Source organism: Haloparvum alkalitolerans (assembly GCF_055381565.1).
In genome coordinates this window covers 2,533,545-2,550,884 of sequence record NZ_AP043938.1, presented here as the reverse complement: position 1 = coordinate 2,550,884, position 17,340 = coordinate 2,533,545, and the positions used below count along the sequence as shown (strand labels likewise).

Sequence of the window (17,340 nt, the reverse complement as noted above, 5' to 3'; positions counted from 1 at the left end):
GGGCCGACGACGTCCCGACCGGCAGGACAACGCCTATGGTTGCACGCGGGAACGATACGCGCATGCGACGACGGGACGCGATAGCGGGCGGCCTCGGGATCGGCGCGGTCCTTCTGTCCGGCTGCGTCTCCGAGGCCGCCCCCTCGGGGCCCAGAAACCCGCCGGGAGAAGAGGACGCGCGGTCCGAGGACCCCTCCGAGTCCGACGGGCGCGACCCCGGACTCCACGTGAGCGACTTCGCCTTCTCGGAGGACGGCGACGGCGAACTCCTCGTGACGGTGACGGTGGCCAACGACGCGACCAACGAGCGTTCGGGGACGGTCGTCGTCAGCGTCAGCGTCCCCGACGAGGACCACGAGGAGACGGCGCCGGTGACGGTCCCAGCCGGCGGCTCCGAGACGGTCGAGCTGTCCGTGCCGGTCGACTACGAGACGTTCGACAGAAACGGGAGCGCGTTCGCCGAGGTGGAGTCCTGATCGCCCTGCCGGCCCCCAACCGTACTCCTCCGCCGGAGCGACCTCACCGCCGACGCTGAGCGACCCGCTCCTCCGCGGTCTCGGCGCTGACCAGTTCGTACAGCGTCGCGCGGCCGCCGTCCTCCTTCGGGCGCAGGATCCGGCCGAGCCGCTGGGTGAACTCGCGCTCGCTGCCCGACCCGGAGAGGACGACCGCGACGTTGGCGTCCGGCACGTCGACCCCCTCGTCGAGGACGTTCGCGGCCACGATCCGCGAGTAGGTACCGTCCCGGAAGCGCTCGAGGACCTCCCGCCGCTCCGCGGCGCCCGTCTCGCTCGTGATCGCCGGGATCAGGAAGCGGTCCGAGAGCCGGTAGACGAGGTCGGTGTGGGCGGTGAAGACGATGACGCGGTCGTCGGCGTGTTCCTCGAGGATGTCCGCCAGTTCGCGGAGCTTGTGCTCCGCGTTCATCATGATCTCGCGGGCGTCCTGCTTGGCGAGCAGCGCCTCGCGGGCGCGGGGGTCGTTGCCCGAGCGCATCACCAGTTCGCGGTAGTCGCTCCCGCTGGTGAACGTGATCCCGGCCTCGCGGACGTAGTCCACGAAGGTTCCCTGCTTCTCCTCGTAGCGTTCGCGCTCCGCTGGCGTCAACTCGACCTCGATCCGGCGCACGTCGTAGGGGGCGAGGTGGTCGCCGGCGAGGTCGTCAACCTCGAGCGCGTAGACGCGGTCGCCGACCAGGTCCGCGACCGTCTCGTGGGCGCCGTCGGGACGCTCGAACGTCGCGGTGAGGCCGAGTCTGGCGGGCGCCGCGAGCAGGCGGGCGGCGTCGCGGAACCCCTCCCCGCCGAGGTGGTGAACCTCGTCGAAGACGACGAATCCGAACGCGTCGCCCACGTCCTCGGCCTTGAGGTACGCCGAGTCGTACGTCGAGACCGTGATCTGCTCGCGGCGCTGCTCGCCGCCGCCGAACCGACCGACCGGCACGTCGAACTCCGCTTCCAGTTCCCGCTGCCACTGGTCCAGCAGGTCCACCGTGGGAACGACGACCAGCGTCGGAACGCCGAGTTCGACCATCGCGGCGATGGCGATCACCGTCTTTCCGGCGCCGGTCGGCAGTTCGAGGACGCCGCGGTCGCCCGCGTCGCGCCACGCCGCGAGCGCCTCGCGCTGGTACTCCCGCAGGTCGTAGCCCGTCGAGAGGTCCAGTTCGGGGAGGTCGAGCACGCGGTCGTCGACCGTGAGCCCCGCCACCTCGAGCGCCTTCGAGACGGCGGCGTACCGGTACGCGGGCGCGCGCCGGTCGCCGGTTCTGGGGTCCTCCTCGACGCCCGGCAGCGGCGGCAGCGGCTCGTCGACCGCGTCGGCGTCGACGCGCACCGTGCCGTCCTCGTAGGTGAGCCGGACCGTCATCGTTCGATCTGGGCGACCGACTTTTAAAGAATCACCGTCTCGGTGGGCACATGCGCGCAGACTCGCTCGACCCGCAGCTGGCGACGGTGATCGAGGAGATCGAGGCCGAGGGCGTCCCCGAGTGGCACGAGCTGTCGGTCGACGCCGCGCGCCGCGTCGAGGACGAGGTGTTCTCCGGCGGCGACGCGCCGGCGATGGGGCTCGTGCGCGACCTCGCCTTCGACGGGCCGCACGGGGAGGTCCCGGTTCGCGTCTACCGACCGGAGCCGGAGGGCGCCCACACCGACGGCCAGCCCGCCCGCACGCTCGTCTACTTCCACGGCGGCGGCTGGACGCTCGGGACGCTCGACTCCATCGACGGCGTCTGTCGCCGCCTCGCCGACCGCGCGGACGCGGTCGTCGTCTCGGTCGACTACCGGCTCGCGCCCGAACACCCCTTCCCGGTCGCGGCCGACGAGGCCGCAGCGGCCCTGGAGTGGGTCGCCGAGAACGCCGGGGCCTTCGGCGCGGACCCCGACCGGCTGGGCGTCGCGGGCACCTCCGCGGGCGGGAACCTCGCTGCCGTCGCGTGTCTGCACGCCCGCGAGTTCGACGGCCCCGACATCGCGGGACAGTTCCTGATCTACCCGGTCACCGACGCGCGCACGGACAGTTCCTCCTACCGCGAGAACGCCGACGGCCCCCTGCTGACGCGGGCGGACATGCAGTGGTTCGTCGATCGGTACCTCCGGAGCCCGGTCGACGCCGCGAACCCCTTCGTCTCGCCGTTGCGCGCGGACGACTTATCCAACCTGCCGCCCGCGACCGTCGTGACCGCCGGCTTCGACCCGCTCCGCGACGACGGGACGCGCTACGCCGAGCGGCTCTCCGATGCCGGCGTGTCCGTCGAGCACCGTCACTACCCGGCGATGGCGCACGGCTTTCTGAGTCTGACCGACCGCGTCGACACCGCGGAGGAGGCGATGGTCGACCTCGCCGCGGACGTCCGGGATCGGCTCTGAGTCGCGGCTTCAGAAACGCGCTCGAAACGGCTTCAGAACGCCCTCAGAACAGCGCCTCGGACGCGCCGAGGACGCGGGCCGGGCCGCCGACCTCCCACACGTCGGTGTCGATGCCGATCTCCGCGATCCGGCTCTCGACCTCGTCGGCGTAGCCCGCCTTCGTGTTGACGTAGACGGAGGCGCCGGTGTCCGTCGAGAAGTAGACCGGGACGCCCTCCTCGCGGAGTTCGCGAACCGCGTTGAACACCGCGATGGTCTCCGGCTGCCAGTAGACCCACGCCGAGGGCCCGGTCATCGTCGTGGCGGTCAGCGACAGCGAGTCGTGCTCCGCGATCTCGAAGATGGAGTCGAAGGCGCCCTCGCGCAGCGCGTCGGTCATCGCGTCGAGCTGTTCGTGGACGTGCGCGAGCCGCGCGTCGAACATGTGGCTCGCGGCCGCCTCGCGGTGCGCCTCCTCCGTCTCCTTGTAGGCCGGGACGTGCGCCGCGACGATGCGGAGGTCTTCCTCGGGGTCGAAGCCGTCCGCGCTCTCGCCCACGTCGAGCCGGCGCGCGCGGCAGTCCTCGTCGTTGTAGCCGCTCTCGAGGACGGAGTACGCGCCCGTCACCGCGCGGGCCGCGGAGGAGGAACCGCGCCGCGCGACCGTCGAGATCTCGGGGCGCGTCATGTCGAGGCCCGCCGCCTCCACGAGCGCCATCGCCGCGGCCGCGAAGCCGGACGAGGAGGAGCCGAAGCCGATGTTCGAGGGGAAGGAGTTCTCGCTCTCGAAGCGCACGCGGTGGTCGAACCCCGCCAGCTCGCGGACGTGCTCGGTGACAAGTTTGACGCGCTCGGCCTCTCGGTCTTCCAGCTCCTCGCCGCCAACCTTGAACGTGTCCTCGGCCGCGTCCGGTTGCCACTCGACGGTCGTGGTGGTCGCGGTCGGCGCGGTACAGAGGCTGATGCTGTCGTGGTACGGGAGTCGCAGGTCCTCGTCGCGCATCCCGTGGTACTTGACGAGCCCCTGGATCGGGTGGGCTCGCGCGGTGGCCTTCATGCTCATTACGCCGAAAGGCGACCGGCGGGGGATTAGTCGTTGCGGAACCCGGACGATCGATGCGTGGTGGTCGAAGGTGGCGATCCTGCTGATCGAGTCAGAAGCGCTCAAAAAGTCCCTAGAGGGGATCTCCGCTAGGTGAGCTGATGCTCCGATTTTTCTCTCGGTCCTGCTGCTCTGGACAGCGACCTCCAGAAAGCCCCAGCCGGCTCTCTGGACGACGTTTTTGACACTGCTGTCGATCCTGGTGCTCGGGACAGTAACACCCAGAAAGCCCCAGCCGGCTCGATCCGGCCGTCGTGAGACGGTCCGGGCTGCCTGCAGTGGCGGGCTGCCGGGCTGCGACTCACGGGCTCCCGCTCGTTCCTCGCGGGAACGCGACACACGCTGCGCTCCTCGCTCCCCGCTTGGCGAGACAAACCGCGTCTCGCGAGCCTCCAGCGTGCGGTAGCGCGCCGAAAATCGGAGATTTTCGAGCCGCCGTTCGCTCCCCACCGCGCTCACGGCGACGCTGGAGACACCGCCCGCCGCGAGTGCTTGAGGCGCCGGGGCCGGATCGAGCCGGCTGCTCCTTTCAGCCCCGTCCCGCACAGCACCGCCCAGCAGCCTCACACCTCCCCAGCCTCGGCGGCCGCGTGGCCGCGAAACCGCACCACATGCGGCCACGCGGCCACCTCCCTCGCGCGGTCGCGGCGACACGCGAAGCGGTCGCCGCGGCGCGCGCCGACAGCACGCCACCGCGACCGCACCGCCGGCGGGTGAACGTTTTTCGCGGATCACGCAGAACTCCCGCCGTGAGTGCAACCTTTTAGTCCCGAGCTCAGTGCGTCGCCCCGCCGGCTGTCCCACGTCCGGCGTCGCAGGCGCGCCACTGCACGCCTGCGAGCAGCGAGAGCTTGCCTCTCGCCCGCCGCGCGAGTGACGCGCGCGAGGGAAGCCCGCCCGTGGCCGGAGCAACGCGGAGGCCGCGGGCGGCTGAGGCTGGGGTGGCGTGAGGCCACGCTCACCTCGACAGCCGGCATGGCGATCACCGAGCAACCGACTGCGACGACTGACTTCATAAACCACCTCCTGGCGGACTGAAAGGGCGAGGCCGGTCGCAGCTTCTCAGACGGGCCCTATCCGCGCGGGCTTTGCGGAGAGCGCGGATATCCCGCTGAGAAGCTGCGAGCGGTCGAGGGCTTTCTGGGTGTTGGCAACAAGCGCAGTAGAACGCTTGATCACGCAAACACCAACGTAGCGCGAGCGGTGCAGAGCCACCGAACCACGTTCACGACGAGCACCACCATCCCGTCGGTCGGTCAGGGACACGATCCATGGCAAGAGTTTTGCCGCGAACCTGCGAATCTCGGAGTCATGACCGAGTACACCGTGGAGTTCGTCGGCACCGGTGAGACGATCGAGATCGCCGACACGGAGACGATCCTCAAACCCTGCATCGAGGAGGGGATCGCCCAAGAGTACTCCTGCCGCGTCGGCATGTGTCTGGCCTGCTCGGCGGAGATCGTTGAGGGCGAGGTGACTCAGCCGGCCGCCCGCGGCCTCACCGAGGAGGAGGCCGAGGAGTACGCGCTCACCTGCATGGCCCGCCCGCAGTCCGACCTGAAGCTCGACCGCGGGAAGTACCCGCCGAGCATCGAGGACGCGTCGGCCGCCGACGGCGAGGCCGCGGGCGCCGCGGCCGACGACGACTGAGCGGTCGGTACTCTCCAGAACTCCTTCTCAGTCCGCATCGACCGCGCAGTTGTTCGGCCCCAGTTCCGCCTCGAAGGCCCGCTCGTCGTCCATCGCCTCCCGGCCGAGGTTCGTCGCGACGATGGCCTCGTAGTTGGCCGGCTGCGGCGGGAGGTCGCTCGCGACCCGGTCCGCGAACGCCTCGGGGTCGTCCTCGACGGTCAGCCGCTCCCGGAGCGTCCCGACCGTCGCGCCGAACACCGCCCCCGCGGGTCCCTCAGCGTCCGGCGTCGACGCCGGATCCCGATGGGCCGGGAGTACGAGCGTCGCGTCGTCGAGCGCCGACAGCGTCCCGGTCAGGCTCTCGTGGAGGTCCCGCGCGAGGTCCCGGGCGCCCTCGTCGCCGGCCTCCAGGTCCGGTCGCGCGACGCTCCGCTGGAACGCCAGGTCCCCCGCGAACAGCAGGTCGCGCTCGGCGGTCGAAAGCCGGAACGCCGTCATCTCGGAGGTGTGGCCGGGGACGTGAACTGCCTCCAGCACGGCGTCGCCGACCGCGACCGTCTCGCCGTCCGCGACGAGGTCGGCGTCGAACGCCAGCCCGCGGTCGCGGGCACCCTCGGGGAGCACCGTCCTCGCGCCCGTCGCCTCGGCCACGTCGCGGACCCCGCTCACGTGGTCGGCGTGGACGTGGGTGTCGAGAGCGACCGCGAGGTTCGCGTCCCGGTCCTCCGCGTCGTCCGCGTACCGATCCGCGAAGGCGCGGAGGGGATCGATAACCGCGGCCTCCGCGCCCGCGACCACCAGATACGCCAAACAACCGGACGCTGGGCGGTCGTACTGGAGGACGGTCACGTCGTCCGTCGTCCCCTCGCCCGTCGTACTGCTCTCCTCCACGACCGGTCGCACGCGGTAGACGCGCGCCCACGCCGCCATCCCGCCCGCGAGGTTCGCGGCGTCGACGCCCGCCTCGCGGAGCAGCCCCGCGACCTCGGCGCTCGCCTCGCCGCGGCCGCAGACGACGACCAGCGGCTCCGGGAGGTCCGCGACGAGGTCCGCGGGATCGCCGTTGACGCTCGCCTCGAGGAAGCGGACGTGGGGCACCTGGGCGCTCTCGACGCCCGGCCCGTCGATCCGCCACGCCTCGTACTCGTCGCGGTCGCGCACGTCGAGGACGCCGACCCGCTCGCCCGACGCGAGCGCCTCGGCGAGGTCGGCCGGGTCAGTCGCGGGAACGTCGCTCATGCTCGGTCGTACGGCGGGCACAGTTTTGAAGCCGACGGCGGGGGAGGAAGCGGTATGGACACCGAGGCGTTCCGGGAGACGGTCGAGACGGAGACGCGGACCGAACTCGATAGGCTCGGCTCGAACAAGCTCCTGCTCGCGCTGACGGGCGCGCAACTCGACGAGGCGTCGGTGTTGTCGGCCGCGACCGCCGCCGAGGCGTCCGCGCGGGACCTGTTCGAGGCGTGGGCGGACGACGAGCAGAACGAGGGGGCGCGCGAGGCGTTCGCGGCGGTCGCGGAGCGGGAGGCCGACCACCTGGAGCGCGTCGAGGCGGAACGAGGGGCGGTCCGAGGCCGCGGGGAAGACCGTGAGGAGGACGGAGAGGTGGACGGCGAGGAGGACGGCGGAGGGAGCGGGGAGGGTGAGAACGGCGACCGGGAACCCGCGCGCGGCGCGATGCATTCGTCGCTGCGGGACAGGGAGGGGACGATCGAGCGCGTCGCGGCCGGAATGGTCGGGCGACCGCTGGTGAGCCTCCGAACTCACACGCAGTTGGTGAGCTTCTTCGTCAACGAGGCGGACGCGGCGCGCGCGGATCTGTTCCGGGACCTGAAGGCCGACGTGGAGGAATGCCTCGCGACCGGCCTCGACCTGCTCGCGGACCTCTGCGACGGCGAGGACGACGTGGAGCGCGCCCGCGCGGCCGCCGTCAAGACGATCGAGGCCGCCTACGAGGACTACGAGACCGCGCTCTCCGGCATGGGGATGGACCCCAAGCCGGTCTGTTGAGGATCCGGGGGCCACGCGCTCCGGGGATCGGCACCGCGTTTCGATATTCGTAGCTCCGTCCGCATCGGGATTCACGTTCCTGTGTAAACCGCGGGAAGGCGGCACCCGAGGGATTCAAGTCCTTGCGACCACCCGACTCAGACAATGCGACAGGACCACCTCATCTCCGCGACGCAGCTCTCGCGGGAGGACGTGGAGGCGACCCTCGACCGGGCGCGCGAGGTCGCGGCCGACCCCGGCGCGCTCCGGGACAGCCACGACGGGGCGGTGCTCGCGCTCTGCTTCTTCGAGCCCAGCACGCGCACGAAGATGAGCTTCGAGTCCGCCGCCAAGCGGCTCGGCGCCGAGACCATCGACATGGGCTCCGTGGAGTCCTCCTCGGTCAAGAAGGGCGAGAGCCTCGCGGACACCGTCCGCGTCATCGAGGGCTACGCGGACGCGATCGTCCTTCGCCACCCCAGCGAGGGCGCCGCGACGCTCGCCTCCGAGTTCGTCGACGTGCCGGTGATCAACGCCGGCGACGGCGCCGGGCAACACCCCTCCCAGACCCTGCTGGACCTCCACACGATCCGCGAGAACCACGGGCTGGACGACCTGACGGTCGGGATCATGGGCGACCTGAAGTACGGACGGACGGTCCACTCGCTGGCGACCGCGCTGACGGAGTTCGACGCGCGCCAGCACTTCATCAGCCCGGAGTCGCTGAAGCTCCCGCGGTCGGTCCGGTTCGACCTCCACGAGGCCGGCGCGCAGGTCCGGGAACACACCGAGCTGGAGGCCGTACTCCCGGAGCTCGACGTGCTCTACGTCACCCGCATCCAGCGCGAGCGATTCCCGGACGAGAACGAGTACCGGAAGGTCGCGGGCCAGTACCGGATCGACGCCGAGACGCTCGAGGCGGCCGACGACGACCTGACCGTGATGCATCCCCTGCCGCGCGTGGACGAGATCGCGCCCGACGTGGACGAGACGGACCACGCGCGCTACTTCGAGCAGGCGCACAACGGCGTCCCGGTCCGCATGGCGCTGCTGGACGAACTGCTCTTGCGCGCGGGAGGTGACGAGGAATGAGCGAGCACGAGCTCCGCGTCTCGAAGATCCGGAACGGGACGGTCATCGACCACGTCGCGGGCGGCCAGGCGCTCAACGTGCTGGCGATCCTCGGCATCGACGGTTCGGAGGGGTTCGGCGTCTCCATCGGGATGAACGTCCCCTCGGACCGGCTCGGCCGGAAGGACATCGTGAAGGTCGAGGACCGCGAGCTGAGCCAGTCGGAGGTGGACGTGCTCTCGCTGATCGCGCCCGAGGCGACGATCAACATCGTCCGCGAGTTCGAGGTGGTCGAGAAGAACCGCGTCGAACGCCCCGAGGCCGTGGCCGGCGTGCTCTCGTGCCCGAACCGGAACTGCATCACGAACGCCGACGAGCCGGTCGAGTCGCGGTTCGCGGTCGTCCCCGACGGCGTCCGGTGCGGCTACTGTGACGAGATCCTCCGCGAGGATCTGGCCGACCACATCGACGTGTAGGTCGGAGCGCTCTTCGGCTGCGCCCCGGGATCCGCCCGCTCCCCGGTAGTTTTTAGCCCGTCGGGGCGGAACCGTCGTCCATGTCCACGAAGGCGAAGCTGCTCATCGTGCTGGCGTTCGTCACGCTCGCGTACTTCCTCACGGCCGGCGACAAGGAGCCGGTCGGGGTCGAATAGCCCTCCGCGGCGACCGCTCCGCCGTGAACGCGGCCGTTCGCTGACCGCGGCCGGTCGGCTGCAGTCTCGAACACCCCTTTTAAGCGCCGTCGCCCGCTAGCGGCGTCCATGTACGGGGTCGTCACGCGGAACGCCAAGGAGGTCGAGGGCGGCGAGTTCGACGTGGGGTTCTACGAGGTGAAGGATGTGACCGGCCGTGCGTCGGCGCCGCTCCCGAACGCGGTCAACATGGTCTCCTGTTTCGGGGACAACGCGGCCGCCAGCGAGAACCCGGAGCTGGTCCCGGTCGACGACCGCGGCGAGCCCGCCACCCGCGACCGCGAGTACTTCGACTGGGCGTACGTCTGTCCGACCCACCCGGAGTACCGCGAGGGCCTCTTCGAGATCATCGAGGACTGCGCGGCCGAGAACGGCGACGTGCGCCTCGACGACGTGGGGTTCCCCCGCGAGGGGTTCTGTCGCTGCGACCGCTGCGAGCGCCTGTTCGCCGAGAGCGACCACGACGACTGGAGCGACTGGCGCGCCGCAGTCATCACGGACTTCGTCGCGGAGGCGAGCGACCGGATCCCCGGGCGGACGTTCCTGACCCTCTACCCCGACCCCTACCCGGGCCACCTCCGCGAGCGGGCGGGCCTCGACGTCGACGCGCTCGCCGAGCACGTCGACGAGTTCGTCGTCCCGCTGTACGACACCGAGTACGCGACGACCTACTGGGTCGAGACCATCGCACGCGGCTTCCGGTCGCGCCTCGGGGGCGACTACGACCTCCACGGCGCCCCGCCGGAGACGCCCTTCTCGGTCGAGTTGTACGCCGTGAACGTCGACGTGGACGACCTCGTCCACGCGACCGAGGTCGTCGAGACGTACGCGAAGGACGTGCTGTTCGGCTACGACGCGAGCAACGCGGCCGCGGCGCTCAGGCGGAAGGACGCCGACGACCGCGAGGGCGAGGTCCACCGGCCGGAGTGATCCCGGGTCCGGTCGCTCCCCCGCCGTGTACCCGTGGAGGACGGGAGCGACCGGCCGAATTTGGGAGAGAGTTCGGCAAACACTCATGGGTCGACCGCGGCTCGGAGCAGTCATGAACGCGGACAGACGGGACGTGCTCGTCGCGGTCGGCGTCGCGGGCGCGACCGCGGTCGGCGGCTGTCTCGGCACCCCGAACGGCGACGGAACAGCCACCAGCGACGCGGAGACGCCGACGACCGAACCGACCGAGACCAAACCGAACGGGGCCGATCCGACCGAAACCGAACCGACGACGACCGAGCCGACAGAAACCGAACCGACCGAAACCGAACCGACGACGACCGAGCCGGAGGGGTCGACCGCCGCGGACGCCGACGAGACCGTCCTCGTGGCGCCGGACGGCTCGCTCGCGTTCGAACCGGCGGAGTTGCGGGTCGCGGCCGGAACCACCGTCGCGTTCGTCTGGCGCGGCGGCGGGCACAACGTCGCGGTCACCGAGCAACCCGACGGCGCCGACTGGGCCGGCGTCCCGGAGGTGCAGGACGCGGGGTACGAATACCGACACACGTTCGAGGTGCCCGGCGCGTACGACTACGTGTGTGAACCCCACGAGTTCGCGGGGATGACCGGCCGGGTCGTCGTCGGTGACTCCGACTGACCCGGAGCGCGACGCCGCCGGAAGCGAGGGTTTATCCCCGGCCGCGGCGGACCACTACTCGACCGGCCGCCGGTGTCGGGTACACTGACGGTCTCGCGGTTCCCGCGAGGCGGTCACCTTTCAACGCCCGGCACCGTAGCGGCGGTCGCTCAACAGCCCCGAGCGACCGCCACGCGTTTTCTGAACCGCCGCACGCGAGCGGCGCCGTCGTCCTCAGTGAACCGTGCGTTCGTCGTCCGTGTCGATGTCCTCGATGGGGTCCGCGTTCCCGAAGTCGGGGGTCGGACCGTCGCCCGGTGCGGCCCAGTCGACGGCATTTATCAGCACCTGCTGAACGTCCTCGTTCCGGTAGATCGGGTAGGTCTCGTGGCCCGGCCGGAAGTAGAACACCTTGCCGTTGCCGCGGCGGTAACAGCACCCCGAGCGGAACACCTCGCCGCCCTCGAACCAGGAGTTGAACACCAGCGTGTCGGGCGCCGGGATGTCGAAGCGCTCGCCGTACATCTCGGTCTCGGGAAGCTCGATGTACTCGCCGATCCCGTCGGCGATGGGGTGGCTCGGCTCGACGGTCCAGAGCCGCTCCGTCTCGGCGGCCTCGCGCCACTTGAGCGAACAGGTCGTCCCCATCAGGGTCTTGAAGATCTTCGAGTAGTGGCCCGAGTGGAGCACGATCAGGCCCATCCCCTCCAGCACGCGCTCCTGTACGCGCTCGACCACCGCGTCCGAGACCTCGTCGTGGGCGGCGTGGCCCCACCACGTCAGCACGTCCGTCTCCGCGAGGACCTCCTCGGTCAGTCCGTGCTCGGGCCCCTCGTCCAGCGTCGCGGTCTCGACCTCGTGGCCGGCGTCTTCGAGGAACTCGGCGATAACCGCGTGGATCCCGTCGGGGTACACCTCGGCGACCGTCTCGCTCTCGCGCTCGTGGCGATACTCGTTCCAGACAGTTACTCGGACCATAGTGAACGATTTGTGGGGGCCCTCAAGTAGCCTGCCATCGCGACGAACGTCGGGCGAGTGGGACTCCCGAAGCCCCACGGGACCGGGGCGGCGACCTTTTGTCCCGCGGCGCCGACGTCGGGTCATGGACGGGACAGAAACCGACCGCGTCACCGGCCGCGTCACCGGCCTCGTGACGGCACCGAAGAGCGGCGCGCCGCCGGAGCGTCGCGACCGCGTCGACGTCGACGCCGGCGGCGTGGTCGGCGACCGCTATCACGCCGGTGAGGGCACCTTCCAGGTGGACGCCTGCGCCGTGACGCTGGTCGCGGCCGAGGCGCTCGCGGCGGTGCGGGCGGAGACGGGCATCGACGTGACGGACGGCCGGCACCGCAGGAACGTCGTCGTCGAGGGGGTCGGCGAGGGGCTCGACGACCTGCTGGAGGCGACCGTCGCGGTCGGCGATGCCGTGGTTCGGCCCACGAGACGCCGTCCGCCCTGCGCCCACCTGGAGGAACTGGCGGGCGCCGAGGGCCTCGCCAGCGCGCTCTCGGAGCGCGGCGGGCTTTGCGCGGACGTGGTCGAACCGGGCACCGTCGCGGTCGGCGACGCGGTCCGGATCGAGGATCCGGACCCGAGAACCGCCGGTGCCGCCATCGCGGAGCGACTCGGGACGGACGGGGCGGAGTAAGACCGACGGCCGAGGACGAGGAGTGGTTCGACCGGGCGAACGCCCTACTCGTCCGGGAAGATGCTGTCCGGGACGTACGCCGTGACGGTCCAGTTTGGCGCGTCGACGACCTCGCTCACCTTGAGGTCGACGGCGGCCGAGCAGAGGATGTACGCCTCGCCGCGCGTCAGGTCGCGCTCGGCCTCGAGGTGGTCGATCATGTGTCTGACCGCCCTTTTCGTCGCGTCCATCAGGTCGTCGCTGATGCCCGTCGTGGCGTACATCGGCTCGTCGCGCCCGGTCGGGGTGAACGGCCCGGAGGTGCGGAGTTGCGGCTGTTCGATGTCCATGTCCTTGCGGACGTTGAACCGCGCCGTGACGAACATCGGCGCCTCGATCCCCGTGACGCAGACCTCGCCGTCGCCCTGCGCGGCGTGACAGTCGCCCGTCGAGAAGAGCGCGCCCTCCGTCTCGACAGGGAGGTACACCGTCGAGCCCGCGGTCATGTGCTTCACGTCCATGTTCCCGCCGGTGTCGTACGGCGGGAGGGTGTCGTGTTCGCCGTCCGCGCCCGGCGCGACGCCGATGACGCCCGGGAACGGGTCGAGTTCGACCTCGATGCCGTTCACGAACGTCCCTTTGTCCCCCTGCAGGTCCCAGACGTGGACCTTCGCGTCGGGGAAGTCCTCGGGGAGCAGGCCGAGCCCCATCTCGCCGGGCATGAAGCCGGTGTACCCCCAGCCCTTGTGCTGGAGGTCCAGCAACTCGACCTCGAGCACGTCCCCCGGCTCGGCCCCCTCGACCGCGACCGGTCCCGTGAGGGGGTGGACCGGGTCGAAGCTCACGTTCGCGAAGTCGTCGTCCGTCGACTGCAGGTCGAGCTGTCGGTCGACCGCGTCGCGGCACTCGAACCGGACCACCTCGCCCGGCTCGACGGTGAGAACGGGGTCCAGCGAGTTGTCCCACGCCCGGTGGATGTTGCGCTCCGCGTCCGAGAGGTGGTGGTCGACCTCGTAGTCGCGTGCCGGCTCGTCGTGGTCCTTCTCGTGACCGCACTCGTGGTGTGGCATACGTGAACATGGTTGCCGGCGAGCGGCATAAATGCGTAGCTCGCGGCCGGCCCGACCGGATCCGGTCGAGGATGCGTGGTGAGGCACCGACCCGCACGCGTCCGTAAGCTACGAGACCCCCGCACTCACAGGAGTGACCGTGTACGACTACCACGTCCACACGAACTACTCGGACGGGGAGTTCCTCCGGTGGATGGTGAACGCGGCCGCCGACGCGGGCCTCGACGGCGTCGGCATCGCCGACCACTGCAACGTCTTCCCCGACGCGGACGCCGAGCGCCACCGCCGTGCGTTCGGGTTCAACCTCGACATCACCTACGAGCGCCGCCGGGCGGCCATCGCGGACGCCCGCGAACGAACGGACATCGCGGTGTTCGACGCCGTCGAGATGGACTACCACCCCGCCCACGAGGACGCGATCGGCGAGTTCCTCTACGAGGCGGCGTTCGACTACGCGGTCGGCAGCGTCCACGACCTCGACGGGACGAACGTCCACATCAGGCCCCACTTCGCGGACAAGCCGGAGGCCGAGCGCCGCGACCTGGTCGACCGCTACTTCGAGAAACTGGTCGCGCTGGTCGACTCGGAGCTGTTCGCGATCGCCGCCCACCCGGACCTGATCGAGCGCAACCCGCACCTCCGCGGGTTCGCGACCGACGAGCACTACGCGCGCGTCGCGGACGCCTTCGCCGCATCTCGGACTGTCCCCGAGATCAACGCCGGCCGCCTGCTCGACGGCTACGGCGAGTTCCACCCTGCGCCCGCCTTTCTCGACACGCTCGCCGAGCGCGGCGTCGAGGTGACCGTCGGGACCGACAGCCACGAGCCAGACGTTATCGCACCGCGGATCGAGGGGATCGAGCGGGAACTCGACGAGCGGGGACTGGACCCGGTCTGGATCGCGGAGTAGCGAACTCGGGGAGAGAACCCGCCGACAGAAACCCGCCGACAGAAAACGGCCGACAGAAAACGGCCGACAGAACGACGTGCGTTTCGCCTCGTCGAACGACGCGAACGCGGTTCGCTGGCTCGACGAAGTCAGGCTTCGTCGAACACTGCCGAGCAAAGCTCGGCAAGTCCGACGAGGACTACGCCTCGTCGAACAGCGTCTCGCCCTCGACCATGTGCTCCTCGACGGTGTCGAGGTCGAGGGTCAGGCCGAGGCCCGGCTTCTCGGGGATCTCGATGTAGCCGTCCTCGATGACGTCCTCCTCGACGAGGTCCTCCCACCAGCCGAGCTCGTAGCTGTGGTACTCGACCGCGAGGCTGTTCGGGATGGCGGCGCCGACCTGCGCGGAGGCCATCGTCGCGACCGGCGAGGAGACGTTGTGCATCGCGACCGGGACGTAGTACTGGTTGGCCACGTCCGCGATCTTCCGGGTCTCGCGCATGCCCCCGACCTTCGGGAGGTCGGGCGCGATGATGTCGACGGCCTGGTTCTCGATCAGGCGGCGCTCCTCGGTGACGCGGTAGCGGTTCTCGCCGACGGTGATGGGGGTGGTCGTGGACTTCGTGACCTCCTCCTGCACCTCGAGGTTCTCCGGCGGGACGGGGTCCTCGAGCCACCACACGTCGTACTCCTCCAGCTCCGCGGCGAGCCGCTTCGCGGAGCCGCCCGAGAACGTCCAGTGGCAGTCGAAGGCCACGTCCGCGCGGTCCTTGACGCGCTCGGTGACCTTCTCGACGATCTCCGCCTTGTGACGGATCTCGCCGGGGCGGAGGTGGCGGTTCGCGCGGTCCTTCTCGAAGCCGGACGGCACGTCGAGGTCGAACTTCAGCGCGTCGTAGCCGAGTTCCTCGACCACGCGCTCGGCCTCGTCGGCGCAGGCCTCGGGGTCGGCCTCCTCCTCGGTGTGGCAGTCGCAGTAGACGCGGACCTTGTCGCGGTACTTGCCGCCGAGCAGCTGGTAGGCCGGCACGTCGAGGATCTTGCCCGCCAGGTCGTGGAGCGCGATCTCGATGCCGGAGATGGCGGTGACGGTGACGCCCTCGACGGAGCCCTCGCCGGACATCTTCTGGATGAGGTGCTCGAAGAGGCGGTCGATGTCCAGCGGGTTCTCGCCCACGACGAACGGCTTCATCCGCTCGATCAGTTCGGGAACGCCCGCGCCCCAGTAGGCCTCGCCCGTGCCGACGACGCCCGCGTCCGTGTAGACGCGGACGAGCGTCCACGGGAAGTTGCCGTCGACCATCGTCGTCTGGACGTCCGTGATCTCCACGTCGCGCCCGCCGCCTCGCGTGCCGGTCGTCCCCATCGTCTCCGCGGAGAGTTCCCGCATCGTGTACTCCGCGTTCGGGTCGTGGAGCGACTCGTAGTTTCGGCTCATGACTGTGTCCTTTACTCGCTACAGGGTAAATCTTTGGAGTCGGTGCAGTTCCCGTCCACTCCGCCCCGGTCAGTCCAGCCGCGCCAGCAGGTTGAGCACGTACACCGTCCGCAGCATCTGTGCGGACTGGCCGCGGTCGAACACCAGTTCGTCGGTCTCGAGGACGTGCGAGAGCGTGTCCCGGGAGGCGTGGTCGGGCGCGGCCGCGATGCCGGCGTCGTTCTCCGCCGCCCACCGCATCACGCGCAGGTCCGACTTGCTGTCGCCCATCACGAGCACGAAGGGGTCGTCGACGCCCAGCACGTCCAGCGCGGCCTCGACGCCGGCCACCTTGTTGAGCTCCAGCGACGTGATCTCGGCGGCGTCGGCGTGGTAGTAGCCGATGTCGATCCGCTCGAACAGCTCGCGGACGCTCGCGGGCACGTCGTCCGGCGCGACGTCCGCGGCGGCGCCCTCCTCCTCCAGTACCTCGCGGATCTCGGGGTCGGAGTCCGCGTAGTGCGCCCGCGCCCAGGCGCTGCCGGTCGCCGCAGCGGCGTCCTCCGCCGGGGCACCGCCGAGCGCGTCCACGACCGCCTCGCCGAGCAGGTCGATCAGGTGGACCATTCCGGCGTCGATGACCCGCTCCGCGTCCGGGCTCCCCGTCTCGAAGTTCGGCTTGAGGGTGACGTTGAACTCGTTGCCCTGCAGGTGACAGCCGTGGCGCACGTCTTCCGGCGCCTCCGGGAGCACGCGGGCGCGGATCTCGTCGAAGACGGAGCGTACCTCGGTGTCCAGCTCCTCGTAGAGCAACTGCTTCGTCCGCGAGCCCTGTCCGGGGGTGAAAACCCCGTTGCCCGACTCATAGACGATCGAGAACGTGCCGGAGTGGACCAACTCGTTGCCGAGCCCCTGGATCATGAACCCCTTGACGTTCTCCAGCGTCTGGCCAGTACAGATGACGATGGGGACGCCGCGCTCGTGGAACTCCGTCAGCAGGTGGAGCGTCTCGCGGGGGATCTCGTTGTCCGTCCCGCCTGCCGAGCGGAGCGTCTCGTCCACGTCCAGCACGAGCGCGTTCACCGCGCGGCCGTGTCTGTTCAACAGGTCGAGCGCCGTGAAGGCGGCCTCGCGGTCGGCGTAGGCGGCCACGTCCGCGAACGTCGCGCCTCGCGGCAGCGCGTTCCTGATCTCGGCTTTCCGACCCTCCAGCTCGTCGCTCGCCTCCTCCCAGTGCTCGAGCGCGACGCGCGAGTCGACCGGCGGGAACAGGTCGACGAAGAACTGGTACTCGCGGAGCGTCTCCGTGTCGAAGTCGTCGTAAAGCCGATAGAGAAGGTCGTACCGCTCCATAGCCGATAGGCGCGGCCCGAGGGTAAAAACGACCCGGGGTGTGCAGAACTCGCCGTGGCGCGGCCTGCCCTCCGGTCCGTCCC

General features: G+C 70.3%; 17 protein-coding genes. 10 read left to right on the top strand and 7 right to left on the bottom strand.

Annotated features, from left to right (window positions below; translation table 11 throughout):
- The first annotated feature begins 62 nt into the window (after positions 1–62).
- The gene (locus ACZ432_RS14945) at positions 63–476 is read left to right on the top strand and encodes a hypothetical protein (RefSeq protein ID WP_426964203.1); all 414 of its coding nucleotides are present in this window, start codon (positions 63–65) and stop codon (positions 474–476) included.
- Positions 477–519: 43 nt separating this feature from the next.
- Here ACZ432_RS14945 and ACZ432_RS14940 read toward each other — a convergent pair whose 3' ends face one another.
- Positions 520–1,869 carry a DEAD/DEAH box helicase family protein gene (locus ACZ432_RS14940; protein WP_426964202.1) on the bottom strand — a complete coding sequence of 450 codons (1,350 nt, stop codon included), beginning with the start codon at positions 1,867–1,869 and terminating at the stop codon, positions 520–522.
- A 50-nt stretch (positions 1,870–1,919) separates the two neighbouring features.
- Between ACZ432_RS14940 and ACZ432_RS14935 the strand changes: the two genes are divergently transcribed.
- Positions 1,920–2,870, top strand: coding sequence for an alpha/beta hydrolase (locus ACZ432_RS14935; RefSeq protein WP_426964201.1), 951 nt, complete (start codon positions 1,920–1,922; stop codon positions 2,868–2,870).
- A 43-nt stretch (positions 2,871–2,913) separates the two neighbouring features.
- Here ACZ432_RS14935 and mvaD read toward each other — a convergent pair whose 3' ends face one another.
- On the bottom strand, positions 2,914–3,906 hold the full coding sequence (gene mvaD, locus ACZ432_RS14930) for a phosphomevalonate decarboxylase MvaD (RefSeq protein WP_426964279.1): 993 nt from the start codon (positions 3,904–3,906) through the stop codon (positions 2,914–2,916).
- Between the two features lie 1,356 nt (positions 3,907–5,262).
- On the opposite strand from mvaD, the gene ACZ432_RS14925 reads away from it, so the two are divergent.
- On the top strand, positions 5,263–5,601 hold the full coding sequence (locus ACZ432_RS14925) for a 2Fe-2S iron-sulfur cluster-binding protein (RefSeq protein ID WP_426964200.1): 339 nt from the start codon (positions 5,263–5,265) through the stop codon (positions 5,599–5,601).
- Positions 5,602–5,628: 27 nt separating this feature from the next.
- Here ACZ432_RS14925 and ACZ432_RS14920 read toward each other — a convergent pair whose 3' ends face one another.
- Positions 5,629–6,822, bottom strand: a complete 1,194-nt coding sequence (locus ACZ432_RS14920) for an MBL fold metallo-hydrolase (protein WP_426964198.1) — start codon at positions 6,820–6,822, stop codon at positions 5,629–5,631.
- Between the two features lie 54 nt (positions 6,823–6,876).
- Between ACZ432_RS14920 and ACZ432_RS14915 the strand changes: the two genes are divergently transcribed.
- From ACZ432_RS14915 to ACZ432_RS14895, 5 genes are all read left to right on the top strand, one after another.
- Positions 6,877–7,593, top strand: a complete 717-nt coding sequence (locus ACZ432_RS14915; RefSeq protein WP_426964196.1) for a rubrerythrin family protein — start codon at positions 6,877–6,879, stop codon at positions 7,591–7,593.
- Positions 7,594–7,737: 144 nt separating this feature from the next.
- On the top strand, positions 7,738–8,664 hold the full coding sequence (gene pyrB, locus ACZ432_RS14910; RefSeq protein ID WP_426964194.1) for an aspartate carbamoyltransferase: 927 nt from the start codon (positions 7,738–7,740) through the stop codon (positions 8,662–8,664).
- Positions 8,661–9,119: an aspartate carbamoyltransferase regulatory subunit gene (gene pyrI, locus ACZ432_RS14905; protein WP_426964193.1), complete on the top strand. Its 459-nt coding sequence runs from the start codon at positions 8,661–8,663 to the stop codon at positions 9,117–9,119. The genes pyrB and pyrI overlap by 4 nt, the downstream gene beginning before the upstream one ends.
- 284 nt (positions 9,120–9,403) lie before the next feature.
- Positions 9,404–10,264, top strand: coding sequence for a glycoside hydrolase family protein (locus tag ACZ432_RS14900; RefSeq protein WP_426964191.1), 861 nt, complete (start codon positions 9,404–9,406; stop codon positions 10,262–10,264).
- Between the two features lie 112 nt (positions 10,265–10,376).
- Positions 10,377–10,922 (top strand): plastocyanin/azurin family copper-binding protein, encoded by a 546-nt coding sequence (locus ACZ432_RS14895; protein WP_426964190.1) that lies wholly within the window; start codon positions 10,377–10,379, stop codon positions 10,920–10,922.
- A 213-nt stretch (positions 10,923–11,135) separates the two neighbouring features.
- On the opposite strand, the gene ACZ432_RS14890 is transcribed toward ACZ432_RS14895, so the two are convergent.
- Positions 11,136–11,879: a ThuA domain-containing protein gene (locus ACZ432_RS14890; RefSeq protein ID WP_426964189.1), complete on the bottom strand. Its 744-nt coding sequence runs from the start codon at positions 11,877–11,879 to the stop codon at positions 11,136–11,138.
- Positions 11,880–12,003: 124 nt separating this feature from the next.
- On the opposite strand from ACZ432_RS14890, the gene ACZ432_RS14885 reads away from it, so the two are divergent.
- Positions 12,004–12,549, top strand: a complete 546-nt coding sequence (locus tag ACZ432_RS14885; RefSeq protein WP_426964188.1) for an MOSC domain-containing protein — start codon at positions 12,004–12,006, stop codon at positions 12,547–12,549.
- A 44-nt stretch (positions 12,550–12,593) separates the two neighbouring features.
- Here ACZ432_RS14885 and ACZ432_RS14880 read toward each other — a convergent pair whose 3' ends face one another.
- Entirely contained in the window at positions 12,594–13,598 is a 1,005-nt protein-coding gene (locus ACZ432_RS14880) for an acetamidase/formamidase family protein (protein ID WP_426964186.1), read from the bottom strand.
- Positions 13,599–13,737: 139 nt separating this feature from the next.
- Here ACZ432_RS14880 and ACZ432_RS14875 point away from each other — a divergent pair, with 139 nt between their 5' ends.
- The gene (locus ACZ432_RS14875) at positions 13,738–14,508 is read left to right on the top strand and encodes a PHP domain-containing protein (protein WP_426964185.1); all 771 of its coding nucleotides are present in this window, start codon (positions 13,738–13,740) and stop codon (positions 14,506–14,508) included.
- Between the two features lie 178 nt (positions 14,509–14,686).
- On the opposite strand, the gene ACZ432_RS14870 is transcribed toward ACZ432_RS14875, so the two are convergent.
- Positions 14,687–15,925 carry a mandelate racemase/muconate lactonizing enzyme family protein gene (locus tag ACZ432_RS14870; RefSeq protein ID WP_426964184.1) on the bottom strand — a complete coding sequence of 413 codons (1,239 nt, stop codon included), beginning with the start codon at positions 15,923–15,925 and terminating at the stop codon, positions 14,687–14,689.
- A 69-nt stretch (positions 15,926–15,994) separates the two neighbouring features.
- A complete protein-coding gene (locus ACZ432_RS14865) occupies positions 15,995–17,257 on the bottom strand; it encodes an HAD family hydrolase (protein WP_426964182.1) in 1,263 nt (420 codons plus the stop codon).
- Between the last annotated feature and the right edge of the window lie 83 nt (positions 17,258–17,340).

Bases quoted from the DNA above. Each gene is read 5' to 3' on its own strand.
- ACZ432_RS14945 (WP_426964203.1), top strand. From the start codon at position 63: ATGCGACGACGGGACGCGATAGCGGGCGGCCTCGGGATCGGCGCGGTC.
- ACZ432_RS14940 (WP_426964202.1), bottom strand. From the start codon at position 1,869: ATGACGGTCCGGCTCACCTACGAGGACGGCACGGTGCGCGTCGACGCC.
- ACZ432_RS14935 (WP_426964201.1), top strand. From the start codon at position 1,920: ATGCGCGCAGACTCGCTCGACCCGCAGCTGGCGACGGTGATCGAGGAG.
- mvaD (WP_426964279.1), bottom strand. From the start codon at position 3,906: ATGAAGGCCACCGCGCGAGCCCACCCGATCCAGGGGCTCGTCAAGTAC.
- ACZ432_RS14925 (WP_426964200.1), top strand. From the start codon at position 5,263: ATGACCGAGTACACCGTGGAGTTCGTCGGCACCGGTGAGACGATCGAG.
- ACZ432_RS14920 (WP_426964198.1), bottom strand. From the start codon at position 6,822: ATGAGCGACGTTCCCGCGACTGACCCGGCCGACCTCGCCGAGGCGCTC.
- ACZ432_RS14915 (WP_426964196.1), top strand. From the start codon at position 6,877: ATGGACACCGAGGCGTTCCGGGAGACGGTCGAGACGGAGACGCGGACC.
- pyrB (WP_426964194.1), top strand. From the start codon at position 7,738: ATGCGACAGGACCACCTCATCTCCGCGACGCAGCTCTCGCGGGAGGAC.
- pyrI (WP_426964193.1), top strand. From the start codon at position 8,661: ATGAGCGAGCACGAGCTCCGCGTCTCGAAGATCCGGAACGGGACGGTC.
- ACZ432_RS14900 (WP_426964191.1), top strand. From the start codon at position 9,404: ATGTACGGGGTCGTCACGCGGAACGCCAAGGAGGTCGAGGGCGGCGAG.
- ACZ432_RS14895 (WP_426964190.1), top strand. From the start codon at position 10,377: ATGAACGCGGACAGACGGGACGTGCTCGTCGCGGTCGGCGTCGCGGGC.
- ACZ432_RS14890 (WP_426964189.1), bottom strand. From the start codon at position 11,879: ATGGTCCGAGTAACTGTCTGGAACGAGTATCGCCACGAGCGCGAGAGC.
- ACZ432_RS14885 (WP_426964188.1), top strand. From the start codon at position 12,004: ATGGACGGGACAGAAACCGACCGCGTCACCGGCCGCGTCACCGGCCTC.
- ACZ432_RS14880 (WP_426964186.1), bottom strand. From the start codon at position 13,598: ATGCCACACCACGAGTGCGGTCACGAGAAGGACCACGACGAGCCGGCA.
- ACZ432_RS14870 (WP_426964184.1), bottom strand. From the start codon at position 15,925: ATGAGCCGAAACTACGAGTCGCTCCACGACCCGAACGCGGAGTACACG.
- ACZ432_RS14865 (WP_426964182.1), bottom strand. From the start codon at position 17,257: ATGGAGCGGTACGACCTTCTCTATCGGCTTTACGACGACTTCGACACG.